Annotated in this window: 18 protein-coding genes and 1 pseudogene; 7 read left to right on the forward strand and 12 right to left on the reverse strand. The window is 61.9% G+C overall.

Annotation, left to right across the window (positions count from 1 at the left end):
• Nucleotides 1-132 precede the first annotated feature (132 nt).
• Both ABIB51_RS12320 and ABIB51_RS12325 read left to right on the forward strand, forming a co-directional pair.
• The gene (locus tag ABIB51_RS12320) at nt 133-1,158 is read left to right on the forward strand and encodes an asparagine synthetase A (RefSeq protein ID WP_354188364.1); all 1,026 of its coding nucleotides are present in this window, start codon (nt 133-135) and stop codon (nt 1,156-1,158) included.
• Between the two features lie 77 nt (nt 1,159-1,235).
• Nucleotides 1,236-1,595 (forward strand): nuclear transport factor 2 family protein, encoded by a 360-nt coding sequence (locus ABIB51_RS12325; RefSeq protein ID WP_354188366.1) that lies wholly within the window; start codon nt 1,236-1,238, stop codon nt 1,593-1,595.
• Here the strand turns inward: ABIB51_RS12325 and ABIB51_RS12330 are convergent.
• The 10 genes and pseudogenes from ABIB51_RS12330 to ABIB51_RS12375 all read right to left on the reverse strand — a co-directional run bounded on the left by ABIB51_RS12330 (nt 1,592) and on the right by ABIB51_RS12375 (nt 9,978).
• Nucleotides 1,592-2,578, reverse strand: a complete 987-nt coding sequence (locus ABIB51_RS12330; RefSeq protein WP_354188368.1) for a S66 peptidase family protein — start codon at nt 2,576-2,578, stop codon at nt 1,592-1,594. The genes ABIB51_RS12325 and ABIB51_RS12330 overlap by 4 nt on opposite strands.
• A 263-nt stretch (nt 2,579-2,841) precedes the next feature.
• Complete coding sequence (locus ABIB51_RS12335; RefSeq protein ID WP_502916123.1) at nt 2,842-3,267, reverse strand: transposase; 426 nt, start codon at nt 3,265-3,267, stop codon at nt 2,842-2,844.
• Nucleotides 3,268-3,299: 32 nt separating this feature from the next.
• A pseudogene (locus ABIB51_RS12340) lies at nt 3,300-4,157 on the reverse strand (IS3 family transposase); the annotation flags it as partial.
• Nucleotides 4,158-4,189: 32 nt separating this feature from the next.
• Nucleotides 4,190-4,480, reverse strand: a complete 291-nt coding sequence (locus tag ABIB51_RS12345) for a transposase (RefSeq protein WP_354188370.1) — start codon at nt 4,478-4,480, stop codon at nt 4,190-4,192.
• Nucleotides 4,393-5,016 (reverse strand): DDE-type integrase/transposase/recombinase, encoded by a 624-nt coding sequence (locus ABIB51_RS12350; protein ID WP_354188372.1) that lies wholly within the window; start codon nt 5,014-5,016, stop codon nt 4,393-4,395. Before ABIB51_RS12350 ends, ABIB51_RS12345 begins: the two co-directional genes overlap by 88 nt.
• Nucleotides 4,907-5,404, reverse strand: a complete 498-nt coding sequence (locus ABIB51_RS12355; RefSeq protein WP_354188374.1) for a transposase — start codon at nt 5,402-5,404, stop codon at nt 4,907-4,909. The genes ABIB51_RS12350 and ABIB51_RS12355 overlap by 110 nt, the downstream gene beginning before the upstream one ends.
• Before the next feature lie 99 nt (nt 5,405-5,503).
• The gene (locus tag ABIB51_RS12360) at nt 5,504-6,247 is read right to left on the reverse strand and encodes a copper homeostasis protein CutC (RefSeq protein ID WP_354188376.1); all 744 of its coding nucleotides are present in this window, start codon (nt 6,245-6,247) and stop codon (nt 5,504-5,506) included.
• A gap of 414 nt (nt 6,248-6,661) precedes the next feature.
• Nucleotides 6,662-7,456 carry a glucosamine-6-phosphate deaminase gene (gene nagB, locus ABIB51_RS12365; RefSeq protein WP_354188378.1) on the reverse strand — a complete coding sequence of 265 codons (795 nt, stop codon included), beginning with the start codon at nt 7,454-7,456 and terminating at the stop codon, nt 6,662-6,664.
• Nucleotides 7,437-8,714, reverse strand: coding sequence for an N-acetylglucosamine-6-phosphate deacetylase (locus ABIB51_RS12370; RefSeq protein WP_354188380.1), 1,278 nt, complete (start codon nt 8,712-8,714; stop codon nt 7,437-7,439). Before ABIB51_RS12370 ends, nagB begins: the two co-directional genes overlap by 20 nt.
• On the reverse strand, nt 8,704-9,978 hold the full coding sequence (locus ABIB51_RS12375) for a PTS transporter subunit EIIC (protein WP_354188382.1): 1,275 nt from the start codon (nt 9,976-9,978) through the stop codon (nt 8,704-8,706). The genes ABIB51_RS12370 and ABIB51_RS12375 overlap by 11 nt, the downstream gene beginning before the upstream one ends.
• Nucleotides 9,979-10,175: 197 nt before the next feature.
• Here ABIB51_RS12375 and ABIB51_RS12380 point away from each other — a divergent pair, with 197 nt between their 5' ends.
• The 3 genes from ABIB51_RS12380 to ABIB51_RS12390 are packed head-to-tail and all read left to right on the forward strand — an operon-like array spanning nt 10,176 to nt 11,613.
• Nucleotides 10,176-10,406, forward strand: coding sequence for a PTS sugar transporter subunit IIB (locus tag ABIB51_RS12380; RefSeq protein WP_354188384.1), 231 nt, complete (start codon nt 10,176-10,178; stop codon nt 10,404-10,406).
• Nucleotides 10,403-10,888 (forward strand): PTS sugar transporter subunit IIA, encoded by a 486-nt coding sequence (locus tag ABIB51_RS12385; protein ID WP_354188386.1) that lies wholly within the window; start codon nt 10,403-10,405, stop codon nt 10,886-10,888. The genes ABIB51_RS12380 and ABIB51_RS12385 overlap by 4 nt, the downstream gene beginning before the upstream one ends.
• Before the next feature lie 5 nt (nt 10,889-10,893).
• Nucleotides 10,894-11,613, forward strand: coding sequence for a GntR family transcriptional regulator (locus ABIB51_RS12390; protein WP_354188388.1), 720 nt, complete (start codon nt 10,894-10,896; stop codon nt 11,611-11,613).
• Between the two features lie 497 nt (nt 11,614-12,110).
• Here the strand turns inward: ABIB51_RS12390 and ABIB51_RS12395 are convergent, their stop codons facing one another.
• Complete coding sequence (locus ABIB51_RS12395) at nt 12,111-12,704, reverse strand: sugar O-acetyltransferase (protein ID WP_354188390.1); 594 nt, start codon at nt 12,702-12,704, stop codon at nt 12,111-12,113.
• Nucleotides 12,705-12,848: 144 nt separating this feature from the next.
• Nucleotides 12,849-13,223, reverse strand: coding sequence for a hypothetical protein (locus tag ABIB51_RS12400; RefSeq protein ID WP_354188392.1), 375 nt, complete (start codon nt 13,221-13,223; stop codon nt 12,849-12,851).
• 105 nt (nt 13,224-13,328) lie between these two features.
• Here ABIB51_RS12400 and ABIB51_RS12405 point away from each other — a divergent pair, with 105 nt between their 5' ends.
• A complete protein-coding gene (locus ABIB51_RS12405; protein ID WP_354188394.1) occupies nt 13,329-13,532 on the forward strand; it encodes a tautomerase family protein in 204 nt (67 codons plus the stop codon).
• A gap of 151 nt (nt 13,533-13,683) precedes the next feature.
• Complete coding sequence (locus ABIB51_RS12410; protein ID WP_354188396.1) at nt 13,684-14,157, forward strand: NUDIX hydrolase; 474 nt, start codon at nt 13,684-13,686, stop codon at nt 14,155-14,157.
• Nucleotides 14,158-14,235 lie beyond the last annotated feature (78 nt).

A 14,235-nucleotide genomic window follows, 5' to 3' on the forward strand; every position in this document is an offset into this window, starting at 1 on the left:
CTTGACTTGACAAAAATGCCCTTTGAACAGGCACGATGAGTCCATCAGTCGATCTGGCAGGTAGTGCTACAGTCTCGGTGCTATGGCAACTTTTCAGTTTTGTGACAAAAATTTAGAGAAAGACGCGAAAAAATGACAACAAATGCTTTGAGCACTCGACACGCCCCCTCTTGGGAGTCCGGACCCACCAGATTTCTTGACATCCTTGACTCGCCGCTAACTAAAGCCCTCGTTGACGTTCAGGACCACATCACGTTTTACACTGCCCAGTTCTGGCATGATCGCGGAGTGAAGTCGGTTCACCTCCCGGTGACCACGGACTCTGTTTCCAGTCCTATGGGACTCGGTTCAGATTCTGAGCCGGTGTTGATCGAGCTTTACGGGCAGCCGACATACCTCGCTGACTCCATGCAGTTTCTATTGGAATATGGTTGCCGCCTCAGCCCGGAGGGCGCTTGGTATCTCATGCCTAGCTTCCGCGGTGAGTCTGTAGATTCCACGCACCTCAATCAGTTCTTCCACAGCGAGGCGGAAATTCCGGGTGATCTGTCAGACGTGATTGCGGTAGTAGAGGAGTACGTCAATTTTCTGGGGCGCACGGCTCTCGAGCGCCTAGGTGAAACGATCAAGTCAATTGCTGGTAATACACAGCACATCGAGGACTTCGTGGCTGCGAAGACGTTCAAGCGGATGACCCTGGACGAAGCATGCAGTTACCTTCAGGATGCCCCTGAGTTCGTCCGCGATGAGGGCCGCTGGAAGACCCTCACCCGGGCTGGCGAACAGGAACTGATCCGTGCTTTCGGGCCAGCCGTATGGGTCTCCCATTCCGATGCCCTCTCCGTGCCGTTCTATCAAGCGGATGCGGCCGACCACCCGGGCAAGACACTGAATGCTGATCTTCTGTTCGGATTGGGTGAGATTGCGGGATGTGGTCAGAGGCACGAAAACCGGGACCAGGTCCTGGCCGCCTTGGCAGCGCGAGAGGTCAATCCGGAGCACTACGACTGGTACATCCGGATGAAGGAAGCCCGCCCGATGCTCACATCAGGTTTCGGGCTGGGTGTGGAGCGCTGGGTGATGTGGCTTCTGCAGCTGGACGATATCCGGGATGTTTCCCTCGTCCCGCGGGTCAACGGCGTTTCGCTTCAGCCATAGTCAGGTGAGTTAAAGGTGCGGGGGCGGCTCTTTATCTGCGCGTCCCCGCACCGGATGCTACACCCGAGAGGAATATTATGCCGAAAAATGAATCGCCTCTGCTCGTCAGGGAATATTATCGTCTTGTCGATGCCAACGAATTCGCCGGGCTGGTCAGCCTCTTCGCGGAAGACGCTGAGTATGACAGGCCCGGTTACAACACGATTTTCGGGCGCGAAGCCCTGCGTCGCTTCTACTTGGACGAGCGTGTGATTGAGCGCGGCGAACACCGGATCGAAAGTATTCTCACGGAAGGCCGTGAAGTGGTGGCCTTCGGTGATTTCATCGGCGTAGCAAAATCTGGTGAACCTTTGCGTGTTGGTTTCTGTGACCGGTTCCTCTTCGAATCGGGTTCGATTCGGAAAAGAACCACATACTTCTTCCAGCCAGCTGTCTAAGTTTCCGGCAGGATCTGCAGAAAAGGATTGAGTTCGACGCTGCTGATCTGAATCCGGCCACCGACAGGCCAAGTCATCAACGGGTTGGTGTGGCCGAAATCTACATTGGCCATCACTGGTACGTTGGCTGCCAGGGGCAGGCCTTGGAAGATCAATTCCAAATCCTGCCGCGAAACGGCTGACTCCCGCTGGAACCGGCCCACCACGACTCCGGCAGCCGATACGCCCAGATGCGAGTGGCATAGAGAGTGCATTTCCCGCGCGAAGCGCTGCGCATTAGTGCCAGAGGTCGCCTCGACAAACAAGATCGGGTTCTCCACCTGCGGCATAAAATCCGTGCCCTGAAGGAGAAGGAAGCTCGACAGATTCCCGCCTACGGCTCGTCCGGTGGCTTCTCCTGGTGCGATGGCCCACCATCCTTCACCGCTCTGCACTGATCGATTTTCCTGATCAAGAAACCATAAATCGTCCGTCCAGTAGGACGATGGATCAACTCGGACCTGTTCGTTGAATGCGGCGGCAACAAACCACTGAAGCGTCTGGTCAAAGTGGTTCTTCATGCCGAAAGTCGACCAGTGTGGCCCGGAGTACGTCTGGATCCCGGTCTTGGCAAGAATGGCATTTTGGAGCGTGGTGATGTCTGAGTAGCCGGAGAATATCTTCGGATTCTCCCGCACTAAGTCCCAGTCAATATGGGGCAGAAGCTCGATGCTGTTATACCCTCCGATGACCGTCAGGATGCCCCTTACCCCGGGATCCTCGAACGCCTCGTGAAAGTCTGCTATGCGCGCGCTGACGGGGGAAGAGTCATAGCGGTCCCGCTGCATTACGGTCCTGCCGTAGCTGAGGGAAAGTCCAAGAGTCTCGAACCTCTCCTGGATAGCCACTGAATTCTGCATCCCCACGAAGCCTAATGATCTCGATGGGGCGATAACTCTGAGGTGGTCACCTGAATGAAGTCGGGCCGGTTGGATGAATTTCATGGCCGCCATCCTAGTGCGCTTGTTGCTAACTGGCTGTGTCAATCGTTCTCGGGAGGTCCGAGACATCGGAGCGTCGGGTGGACACGCGTGCGTTGGCACACGATGAGCGTCCGATAAGCATGTCACTTTGATCGGAGCTCACTCACTGTGGCGGGGCAGAGATACTTTCACCCTGAGTCAAGCCAGGCAGCCTCAGCGAGTGGCGCTGGTCTTCTTCACCCTCTGCGAACTTCTGCCGGAAGTCACGAGTGCCCAGCCCGGAATCATGCCGCCGTTTTGTTGGCGGCGTCGTCCTGTGACGAGCCGATTTCTCGAGCATAGTATGCCTGCTCGAATTCCTCGGGCGTCTGGTGCCCGAGGGAGGAATGGAGGCGCTGGTTATTGTACCAGTGGACCCACTCGAAAACGATCTCCATCACGTCGGTTTCGGTCTTCAACGCCCCCGTGCGGAACGGTGAATCCTTCGCGACAGCCTCGTTCTTGAACAGCCCCATCACGGTCTCCGCGGCAGCGTTGTCATATGCGTCACCGACGCTGCCGATGGACGGCTGCAGGCCCTCCAAAGCCAGTGTGTCGGTGTACCGGATCGAGGTGTACTGGCTGCCCGCGTCTGAATGATGGATCAGTCCCGCCGGTACCGGCCGTCCGGTGTGTTGACGCCGCCACAGAGCCATACTGAGGTGTGTCAAGGATGTGAGACAGTCGCGTGGTTTCGTTTTGGTCAGGCGGCCGCAGGTAGCGGCTGCTGGTGGGTGGTGAATTTCGCCATTGCTGTCGCTGGCGGCAGGCCGGCGTTGTTGGTGTGGGGCCGCCAGCGGTTGTAGAACACCTCGATATAGCGCATGGTCGCCCGGCGGGCGTCCTGGCGGGTGGCGAAGCTGTGGTGGTGGTAGAACTCGTTTTTCAGGGAGGAGAACGCCGACTCGGCGACGGCATTGTCCCAGCAGACCCCGGTGGCTCCCATCGACTGCCGGACGCCGTTGCCGGTGCACCAGGCGCCCATTTCCCTGGACGTGTATTGCGTGCCGCGGTCACTATGGAAGATCGCGTCCGGGGCCAGGTGTCCGCGGTCTCTGGCCATTTTCAGCGCATCCGTGACGAGGGAGGCGCGCATGTGATCGGCCATGGCCCAGCCAACGACCATGCGGGTGCACAGGTCGGTGACGGTGGCCAGGTAGAGCCAGCCCTCTCCGGTACGAAGGTAGGTGATGTCCCCGACGAGCTTCGTGCCGGGGGTATCTGAGGTGAAGTCCCGGCCGATGAGGTCCGCGAAGACCTTGTCCGGGTCCGAGGGGATTGTCGTGCGTTTGAACGCGCGCATCCGCTTGGCCGCCCAGCCGTTCTCGGCCATGATGGCAGCGACCGTGCCCACGGAAACCTCCACACCGGTGGAGGCAAGTTTGGTGGGAACCATCCGGTGGCCGAAGATCCCGTCCGAGGAATCGAACATCGCCTTCACCAGTCCGGTCAGCTCCCGGTGCCGGGCAGCCGTCGCTGATTCCTTCTGGTCCAGCCACCGGTAGTACGAGGCCCGTGGAATGCCCAGCCGGGCGCACATCCAGGCCACAGGGAATTCGGCGTTCTTCTCCTGAACAAGCCGGTAAAGGTCCTCTACCGTTGTTCTTTGGCGAAGAACGCCGACACTTTTTTCAGGAAATCATTTTCCCTTTCGACTTCCCGCAGCCGGGCCTCCAACGCCTTGTACTTCGCGGGATCAACCGGATCATCCGGTGTGCCACGGGCACCGCTCTGCCCTTCCCGGTGCAGTTGCACCCACCGCTTTAGCGCGGTCACGGAGATCCCCAGTTCGGGGACTACCGAAGCGGGCGAACGGCCGGAGGAAATGACCAGGCTAACGGCATCGGCCCTGAACTCATCGGAATAGGTGGGACGGGAAGACATGGGCACAATCCTTCCAAACTGTGTCTCACATCAGTAGTACACCTCATACGAAGGCAGTGTTCGACGAACGCGGTGTCCTTGACGGTTGAGGTCTCCCAGCCAACGATCGCCCGGGAGTACAGGTCGATCACCAGGGCAACATAGACGAATCCGGAGTAGACAGGGACGTAGGTGAAATCGGTCACCCAGATCTGGTTCGGGGCCGGGGAGGTGAAGTCCCGATTCAGCAGGTCTCCTGCGCGGCGGCCGTCCTTGCCAGGGATCGTGGTGCGGGTCTTGCGACCACGGACCAGGCCGTTCATGCCCTCTTCGCGCATGAGCCGGTCCACGGTGTGTTTGGAAGCTTCCGGGAAGCCGCTACGCCGCAGCCACTGCGTAATTTTCCGTCGCCCGTAGATGATCTCGGGCCGGGGGCGTCCCTTCACATCAGGGACTTTCAAGCCTCGGAGCGCGTCCGTAATGCGTGCGTCTTCGATGGTGCGCAGGGCCGGCAGGCGCTTTTTCCACGCCCGGTAGGTTCGTGCGGCGACCTGCACGCCCTGCTCCCGCAGGACGGCGCAGATCGACTCGACCGCATAACCAACAGCGCGCATTTCGTCGATGAACCGACAGATCAGCGGCGGCGAGGTCGAGCTCCCTCGCGAAGAAAATCGAGGCCTGTTTCAGGATCTCGTTGGACTCCTTCAAGTCCCGCACTTCAGCCCGAAGCCGCTTGATTTCCTCCAGCTCATCACTGCTTGGTCCGGTCTTCTCTCCGGCATCGATCTGGGCCTGGACAACCCAGCGGCGCAGCGATTCAGGACCGACTCCGAGCTTCGGCGCCAGCGCCTTGCAGGCAGCATAAACAGACGGGTACTCGGACAACCGATCCACCGTCATGCGCACTGCACGGTCACGGATTTTAGGAGGGAACTGCTTGGGCATAATCACTATCTTTCTCACAGAAGATAGCGGCATCAGACTCGGGACGGTTCAGACCGGCTTGTGGGACATTCGATGTCATCTCCCGGTCCATGGCAGTAACTAGCTGTTGCCGGCCGTGCGGGCGGCCCGGACTGCCTCTGCGTCCGTTACTTGGTATTCCGTGGGATCAGTTCCATCCCGGTCACCCGTGGGCGTTGAGCCCGGCGGAAGGGTTGACACTGTTTTCTTAGCGGACAGGTGGACGGCGTCCATCCCGGACCTCTTCATGCTTGGGATGTCTTGGATCCTCAGCCCGCCGCCGGCCATGATCTGAACGCGGCCGGCTGAGAACCGGGCCATGCGTGCCAGTGTTTTCAGGCCTGCACCCGCAGAAGCGGCCTGCCCGGAGCTCAGAACACGGGTGATACCGAGGCCTATCAATACGTCCAAGGCTGTTTCTGCGTTCGGGGTCTGATCGATGGCCCGGTGGAATGTGAGCTGCGCCGAGGGGTTTGCGTTCCGGGCGCACTCAACGAGACGGCGGATGGCGGGAACATTAATTTCGCCTCCGGGCCTTAGGGCTCCGAACACGACCCCGTGGGCACCTTGCCTCAGCAGGTGTTGAGCTTCGCGTCCCATGGTGTCCAGCTCCGCGGCGGAGTAGATGAAGTCGCCAGGGCGGCACCTGATCAGCGGGTGGATCTCCAGCCGGTCGGCTACTTGCTCCGCTGCGGCGTCCATCAGGCCCTGGGACGGCGTGATGCCGCCGAGTTCGAGACTGCTGCATAATTCGATCCGGTCGGCACCCTCAGTTGCGGCGATTCCGGCACCCTCCGCGCTGACGACTGCTATTTCAAGTTTCATGGGTAACTCCTGGCGTTGAGGACGGCCGTTCAGTGGTGGCCGGATCTGTTGGGGCGGGGTATTGGCGGGGCGGCTGAGTGTCTACAGATCCGGGATAGCTGTGGGCAGGGCGTCCGGCTCCTTCCGGGGTGGTTTCGCGTCGGCTGGGCCCGATCTCCTGGCGTCACTGCATGCCGACACAGGTTCAGTGACGCGTGCTGGCAGTCGGAAGCAGCGGGATTGAATACCGATCGAGCATCTCAGCCCTGGTAGGGAAGAGTCCGGGGCGAACTCCTCGAAAGACATCACCTGGGCCGGCACGGGTCGTGCATGGAACCTGCTCGGAAGATGCCTTCGAGGTGGGGAAATGACCCGCCCTCGCCTGGTGCCCTCCGGTTTGGGCTGTCCGAAGGGCACCAGACCCTCTGGTCGGTGTTAGAGCCAGGGTCGTGTGGGGCTGCGGTCCAGTTGGTCGTTGAATTCCTGGGCTTCCCGGTAGTACTCCTGCATTGACAGCTGGGACGCGGCCCCGGGGTCGAGGATGATCACTGCCCGGCGGTGCAGCTGCAGCACTGAGGCGGGGCAGTGGGCGCTGACCGGTCCTTCCACCATGGCCTGAACGGCGGCAGCCTTGTTCTCTCCCATGGCAACCAGTATGGCCAGCTTCGCTTCCCGGATGGTTCCGAGGCCCTGGGTCAGGCATAGCCGCGGAACATCGCCCTCCGGGAAGTACCGGGCGTTGTCCGCCCGGGTGGCCCCTGCCAGCGTCTTCACCCTGGTACGGGAGGCCAGGGAGGACGTGGGTTCGTTGAAGCCGATGTGGCCGTTGGCCCCTATGCCCAGGATTTGGACGTCCACGCCGCCGGCCGCCACGATGGCAGCGTCGTAGCGTTCAGCCTCGGTGACCAGGTCCGGGGCGTCCCCTTGCGGAGTGATGAGCTGACCCAGGGGCAGGTCGACATGGTCGGTGAATTCCCTCCGGATGCTGGAGTAGTAGGACTGCTCGTGCCCCGGTGGCAGCCCGGCGTACTCATCGAGGGTGAAGGCGGTGACCTGGCCGAAGCTGAGCTGTTCTTCGCGGTGCCGCCGGATGAGTTCCTGATAGGTGGACTTCGGTGAACCACCGGTGGCCAGGCCCAGTACCGCCGGTCCCTGCCGGACCCGGGCTTCGATGATGTCCGCGGCCCGGACCCCGACATGCTCGGCGGACTCACACAGAATAATCTGCACGCGTATTCCTTTCCTGCGTTAGTGATATGCCGGCGCGGTAGACCTGCAACAGTTCAAGTTCTTCGTTGGTGACCAGCAGGTCCGCCCGGCGCCCTTTCGTGATGGAGCCAACTTGGTCGAGGCCCATCAGCCGGGCCGGGGTGGAGGAAGCAGCCATGACGGCGTCCTCGAGGGGGATGCCCCACTCAATGCAGCGGCGCACGTTTTCCAGCAGCCGGCTCGTCGCGCCGGCGATCGCTCCAGGCTGCCCTCGGTCCACCGCTGGGGCCAGCCGGGCGACGCGGTCCTGAACCAGCACCTCCAGCCGGCCCAGGGTGTAGGGGCCGTCCGGCATTCCCGCCGCCGCCATGGCATCCGTGACCAGTGCTATCGATCGCGGGCCCACCAGGTCGAAGACCATGCGGACGATCTCCGGGTCCAGATGTATGCCGTCGGCAACCAGCTCCACCACCATCTTTTCCGGGGACTGCCGGGCCGTCTGCAGCAGGACCGCGATAGGCCCGGGCGCCCGGTGGCCCAGCGGGGGCATCCGGTTGAACAGGTGCGTCGCCGACCAGGGACCCGCGTCCCCGGGACCCGCGTTGCCCGGACTGCTGTCCGGCGAACTCGCCAGTGCTTCCCTCGTCCTGGCCGCCGTGGCGTTGGTGTGGCCGAGGGACGGGACCACACGGTACTCGCGGCATAGCTTCACGAGTTCGGCAAAGTGCGGGGTTTCCGGGGCGAGGGTGATCGAACGCACCGTGCCGCGGCCCGCGTCGAGCCACCGCTTCAGGAGCGCAGGGTCGCCGTCGATGATGGCTGCCGGGTCCTGGGCTCCGCACATGCTCTTGGCGATGAACGGACCCTCCAGGTGCAGGCCGGCCAAGGTGCCGTCCTGCACCAACTCCCGCAGTATGGCGACCTGTTCCAGCAGCGCCGGGGAGGGCGCCGAGACGAGCGAGGCGACCACCGACGTCGTTCCCTGGGCAGCGTGATGGGTTGCGGCCAGGCGCGCTCCCTCCGCATCCGCGGAGAACGTGTGCCCGACGGCGCCGTGGCAGTGCACGTCCACGAGTCCGGGCAGGATGAGCGGCACCTGCGCGATTTCGACGGCGACACCGGGTGGAAGGTCTGCCGTGGGGCCGCACCACAGGATGCGGCCCCCGGCCACCACCACGGTGCCGTCGTCGATCACTTCCTCGCCGGGGCGGCCGGTGATGAGGCGGCCCCGCAGCCCCAGCCCGCCGGCGTTCAGGGGCAGTGTCCGGTCAGCTCGCATCGGCTTTGGCCATTGACTCGTTCTCGTCGGTTTCATCTTCGCGTCCCATGGTGCGCAGGTTCCAGCGCCGGATGACGAAGCGGAACACCACATAGTAGACGGCGGCGTAGCCAAGCCCGATGGGGATCAGCCAGAGTGGATTTTGGGCGATGCCGAAGTTGAGGACGTAGTCAATGGCGCCGGCGGAGAAACCGAACCCGTGGTGGATACCCAGGGCGTTGACCAGCATCATGGACGTTCCGGTCAGGACGGCGTGGACGAGGTAGAGCGGCCAGGCGACGAACATGAAGGAGAATTCCAGCGGTTCGGTGATGCCGGTGAGGAAGGCGGTGAGGCCGGTGGAGAGCATGACGCCGCCGACAATCTTCTTCTGGGAAGGCTTGGCTTCGTGCCAGATGGCGAGGGCGGCCGCGGGCAGGGCGAACATCATGATGGGGAAGAACCCGGTCATGAAGACCCCTGCGGTGGGGTCCCCGGCGAAGAACCGGTTCAGGTCGCCGTGGGCTCCGTCGTAATCACCGATGATGAACCAGACAATGGAGTTCAGGATGTGGTGCAGTCCCACCGGGATGAGCAGTCGGTTGAGGACGCCGTAGACTCCGCTGCCCACCACCGTGTTGTCCGCGACCGTGTTGCCGACCGCTGTCAGGCCCGTGTTGAAGAGGGGGTAAATCAGGGCCATGACCACACCGATGACGATGGCGGCAAAAGAGGTCAGGATCGGCACCAAACGGCGGCCGGCGAAGAACCCCAGCCAGTCCGGCAGGGTGGTGCGGTGGAAGCGCTGCCACAGCCACGCCGTTGTCAGGCCCATCACAATGCCGGCCAGCACGCCGTAGTTGATGACCGGATCCTTGCCGCCCTCCGGAGCGGCACCCAGCACCAAGGGTGCCATGACTTTGAAGACGTTGGTCAGGACCAGATAGCCGACGACGGCGGCCAAGGCAGTGGACCCATCACCCTTTTTGGCGAAGCCAAAGGAAATTCCGACGGCGAAGATCAGTGGCAGGTTCTCAAACAGGGCGCCACCGGCTGCGCCGATGACCTGGGCAACGGTGCTCAGGGATTCGAACCTGCCCAGCAGGTCGTCCTGGCCCAGACGCAGCAGGAGCGCGGCGGCTGGAAGGGCGGCGATCGGGAGCATGAGGCTGCGGCCGAAGCGCTGCATGTTCTGCAGCGTTTTTCCGCTGCCCTTGCCCTTGCCAGGGGCCGGAGCAGTCGCCGGGTCGGCCCCGGCAGAAGGGGGCGGGTTTTCCGTGGACATGAGGTTCCTCGATTCAAAGAAGGGCTTTGTGCTTGTGCGTAGGGGGCGGGTTCAGTAGAGTCATTCCAAGGTGGTTATAACCAGTGATACCCATCACTGTGAAGTGCAGCAGGTCCGGTTGTCAACCTCAGGGCGGACAGAAAAACCTAAAAGGACCCGGCCGTGGCCACCAGTGGAAACGACAAGAGGGAGTGGACATGTCCAAAGCAGAAATCATTCTGGCCGCGCTTGGCGGCGCGGACAATGTGGAAGAAATCGAAGGGTGCATCACGCGGCTGCGCACCGAAGTGATCGACGCCGGGCGGGTGGACGAGGCGGCGCTCAAGGCCGCGGGCGCGCATGGCGTCATGATGTCGGGCACGGTCGTGCAGGTGGTCGTAGGACCCGAAGCCGAGAGCCTGGCTGAAGACATCCAGGACCTGATGTGAGCACCGTCGCACCGTCCGGTTCACTCTCGGTGGTCTCGCCCCTGCCCGGTCGGCTCATCCCGCTTAGCGAGGTGCCGGACCCCGTCTTCGCGAAGGGGCTCGTCGGGGGAGGGGCCGCCGTCATTCCCGACGACGACGCGGGCGTGCTCACCGCCGTCGCTCCGCTGGACGGCCGCGTCGTCAAGGTCATGCCGCACGCCTACATCGTCCAGCACGCCACGGGACCTGCGGTGCTGGTCCACGTCGGGATCGACACCGTGGGCCTGAAAGGCGAGGGCTTTACGGTGATTGCTCAAAAAGGCGACGAGGTCCGTGCAGGGGACCCCATGATCAGCGTGGACGTCACATTGGTCCGCTCGAAGAACCTCAGCATGTGCAGCCCGGTGGTGGTGCTGGACACCAAACCGGAGGCCGTCGACTCCCCGGCTGCCGGAGGCCGCGTGGAAGCGGGTGGGCAGCTGTTCAACTTTCCCGGAAAATAGGGGACATGGATACGGCAGGGGAACTAAAACACGTCTGGGTCCGCAAGCAGATCCAGGACCTGGTGGCCAGCTCACTGCGGCCCGGGGACGCGCTGGTGGGAGAACGACAGCTTGAGGAACAGTTCGGCGTCTCCCGCATTACGGTGCGCCGGGCTATTTCGGACCTCGTCCAAGACGGAGCGCTGGTGCGGATCAAGGGCAAAGGAACCTTCGTCTCCCACGGACTGGTGCGCTCAACCCTGCACCTGGCCTCCTTCAACGAGGATATGCGCGCCGCCGGCTTCGAACCCAGTACCCGCGTCATCACCACCGTGACTGCGATGCCGCCGACAGCGGCGGCGGAGCATCTGCAACTTGCCGCAGGGCAGGAGGCGTACCAGGTGCGTAGGCTGAGGCTGGCCAACGGGGCTCCCGTCAGCGTGGACGATTCGTGGCTGCCGTCAGATCTGCTGCCTGATCTGCTCGCGGGCGACCTTACGGGATCTCTCTACGGGGTCCTCGCAGCCTTCGGGCACCCCGTGCAGCATGTTGAACAGACCGTTGAGGCCGCCGCGGCACCGGAGGAAACGGCCGCCCTGCTGGACATCGCACCCGGGGCGCCCGTACTGCTCTTCCGCCGACGTTCCTTCACCGGACCCGACGATCCAGGCACACCTATCGAATACTCCATCTCCACCTACCGCTCAGACCGGTACCAAGTCTCGATGCGCCTCGGGCTCGGGTAACTGCAGGCCTACCATGCGGACGTTTCTGTACCCGGCGGAAATAGCCAGATTGGCACATAATCCTGGGACGTCGGATTCGCTGTTTACGCGGAACCCCCATTTCCTCCGAACGGGTGACAGCGGCCGGCGGGTGTCCCATTCCCGCAATAGGGGCAGCCGAAGGCAAATCGGACGTAGCGGTGAGCGATCCTTTACCGGACGCTTCGGTCACCCGGCTACTTAGGTGAAGTAGTCAGCCAAACCGGAGGCAGTCCCGGTCGGCGCCCAGAATGAAATGAGCTGTCGCCCTTCTTCGGGTGTTCGATTTCCATCTCAACGGCAAAGCCTCGGATCGTCTCCAGTGGTCTGGCTAAGGCAGGCGCGGCGTATGACGATGGACGCTGGAGGGGCTGATGCCTGGGCTTGGACAATCCCGCAGATGGGCGGCTCCCTCTGATCGCGACGGTGTGCGGGCGGTCCGGGCTTAGTGTCCTTCGCTCGCGAACACCTGGGGAATTTCAGGCATCTAGGGAGCCGGAGCGGTCAGCGTCGGTGATCTTGCGGATGACCTTTGCAGGTACCCCGAGCGCGAGGGAGTTCGGGGGGACGTCACGTGTCACGACGCTGCCCGAGCCGATGACGGAGTTATCGCCGACAGTGACGCCTTGGTTGAGGGTCACGCCGCCACCCACCCAGACGTTGTTACCGATGTGCACGGGTTTGGCATAGCAGGCGCCTGCAGCACGTTCCCTCGTGTCCAGTGCGTGGTTGGTTGTGTAGATGGAAACCCGCGGGCCGAACAGCACGTTGTCGCCGATGGTGATGTCGGCTCCGTCCAGGAGAATGCAGTCGAAGTTGGCATAGAAGTTTGCGCCGATGAAGATGTTGTAGCCGAATTCACAGCGGAACGTGGGCTCGAAATGCACCCTCGTCCCCATGGAGCCGAGGATCTTCGCGAGGAGTGGTTCCCGCTGATCTCCTGCCTGCCCGAAGCTGGCGTTGTATTTGTTGGTGGCGATGACAGTACGTTCACGTGCATCCACGAGTTCCGGGGTGAGGTCGTTGTACACAGCACCTTGGCGCATGCGGGCGCGTTGGGCTTCAAGGTCCATGTTGGCTCCATTCTCGTAGGTCGGCAGCGCCGTCGCTGAGATCCCAGCCCGCGCAAGAAGTACGGCGGTCGACTCCCCGCGGGGGTCTGGTGATTTCTCACGATTGGGAGAGCGCTCGTTCAGCGTGCTGGTCCAGTAGAGGCTTTAGCTGTTGGCCCATGCCGTTTTGAACATTGCTTTGGTTTTTGGGTCAAGGTAGATCATGTACATGCCGGCCGCGACGGATAGTTTCGCCGCCAAACTGCGGGCAAAAGCAAGCGGCCAGGTCAGGTCTTCGGGATGCAGGAATGGGAAGACTTCGATCTGGTCTGAGATTGCGTAGATCATGAAGAAGATCGTCAGGGAGCAAACCGTTTTGGATTGCCAGCCGTCGGGGATCCCGATCACGGCGAAAAGCGGCAGGAACCACAAAATCCACCATGACTGGCGCAACTTGCGGTGAGCACGCGGGCGCAAGAGCTGGCAGTACAACTGGCAGGCCGAAATGCTCCGCCCGTAAACCGATCCTTTACCGGGCACTGTTGGGTACTGGTTCGAAAGCTCTCCGCCTATTGTTTTGCGCCTCGCGGGGCCTACGGGTCCGGACCTAGCTTCATCTCTCGCGGAAAGTGCCAGAATCTGAACATGCCGCTTATCCAGGTTCTCAATGCATCCCCTTCCTCCACTGAAAAAAAGCGTCAGCTGCTCGCTGCGCTGACGGCCACCTACGCGGAAGTCATGGAAATCCGTCCCGACACCATCCGGGTGGTTTTGCACGAACTCCCTCGCGAGAACTGGTCCGTCGCCGGCGTCACCCTGGCGGACTCAGGGCAGAACGAATCCATCTAAATGGGAATGACCCAAGACGGAGGACCGCCAGCGTCTTCGCTACGCTCGAGACGCCAGCCTTTGAGCTGTTCCTTTAGCAGGTCCGTAACCGGGTCCTGGAACTGAACGCTGCAAGGATGGAACGTCCCCTAAACCGTGAGAAGGATTGTCCATGGATAGCCGAGACCAGCTAACCCCAGTCAGTTATGTCATTTTCAGGCGCCAAGATTTTGTACTTCTACAGCTGCGCCAAGGAACTGGGTACCTAGACGGGCACTGGGCTACAGCGGCCGCTGGCCATGTTGAAGCCAACGAGTCTGCCCAGGATGCGGCGTCCCGTGAAGTCCAGGAAGAGCTTGGCGTTTCAATCAACGCGGATGCACTCTTGCCGCTGGTTGTCATGCACCGGAAGCAGGAGCAAGGGGAAACCTATCAGGGGAGAGTGGACTTCTTTTTCCAGTGCACAGCTTGGTCCTCAGAGCCACGCCTGATGGAGCAAGAAAAGGCCTCCGAGCTCAAATGGTTCCACCTCGATGATCTGCCGTCGCCAGTCGTTCCTCACGAGCTTCACGTCTTGAAATCTCTTCGCTCAGGAATGCCAGCGATCATCTCCCTCGGATTCCCTTCCCATGTGACTACTAAGTAAGCCCGCCACCGACTCGCTGAAGCGTTCGGTGGCGAAACTTCGCCCGTTAGCCGATCCCTATCCGGACGGATCGTCTGC

The organism is Arthrobacter sp. UYCu712, from assembly GCF_040547005.1.
Taxonomy (GTDB): Bacteria; Actinomycetota; Actinomycetes; order Actinomycetales; family Micrococcaceae; genus Arthrobacter.

Excerpts from the sequence above, each read along its gene's own strand:
- ABIB51_RS12410 (WP_354188396.1), top strand. The coding sequence starts at position 13,684 with ATGGATAGCCGAGACCAGCTAACCCCAGTCAGTTATGTCATTTTCAGG.
- ABIB51_RS12325 (WP_354188366.1), top strand. The coding sequence starts at position 1,236 with ATGCCGAAAAATGAATCGCCTCTGCTCGTCAGGGAATATTATCGTCTT.
- ABIB51_RS12360 (WP_354188376.1), bottom strand. The coding sequence starts at position 6,247 with ATGAAACTTGAAATAGCAGTCGTCAGCGCGGAGGGTGCCGGAATCGCC.
- ABIB51_RS12375 (WP_354188382.1), bottom strand. The coding sequence starts at position 9,978 with ATGTCCACGGAAAACCCGCCCCCTTCTGCCGGGGCCGACCCGGCGACT.
- ABIB51_RS12380 (WP_354188384.1), top strand. The coding sequence starts at position 10,176 with ATGTCCAAAGCAGAAATCATTCTGGCCGCGCTTGGCGGCGCGGACAAT.
- ABIB51_RS12370 (WP_354188380.1), bottom strand. The coding sequence starts at position 8,714 with ATGCGAGCTGACCGGACACTGCCCCTGAACGCCGGCGGGCTGGGGCTG.
- ABIB51_RS12355 (WP_354188374.1), bottom strand. The coding sequence starts at position 5,404 with ATGCCCAAGCAGTTCCCTCCTAAAATCCGTGACCGTGCAGTGCGCATG.
- ABIB51_RS12405 (WP_354188394.1), top strand. The coding sequence starts at position 13,329 with ATGCCGCTTATCCAGGTTCTCAATGCATCCCCTTCCTCCACTGAAAAA.
- ABIB51_RS12390 (WP_354188388.1), top strand. The coding sequence starts at position 10,894 with ATGGATACGGCAGGGGAACTAAAACACGTCTGGGTCCGCAAGCAGATC.
- ABIB51_RS12345 (WP_354188370.1), bottom strand. The coding sequence starts at position 4,480 with ATGTCTTCCCGTCCCACCTATTCCGATGAGTTCAGGGCCGATGCCGTT.
- ABIB51_RS12395 (WP_354188390.1), bottom strand. The coding sequence starts at position 12,704 with ATGGACCTTGAAGCCCAACGCGCCCGCATGCGCCAAGGTGCTGTGTAC.
- ABIB51_RS12330 (WP_354188368.1), bottom strand. The coding sequence starts at position 2,578 with ATGAAATTCATCCAACCGGCCCGACTTCATTCAGGTGACCACCTCAGA.
- ABIB51_RS12320 (WP_354188364.1), top strand. The coding sequence starts at position 133 with ATGACAACAAATGCTTTGAGCACTCGACACGCCCCCTCTTGGGAGTCC.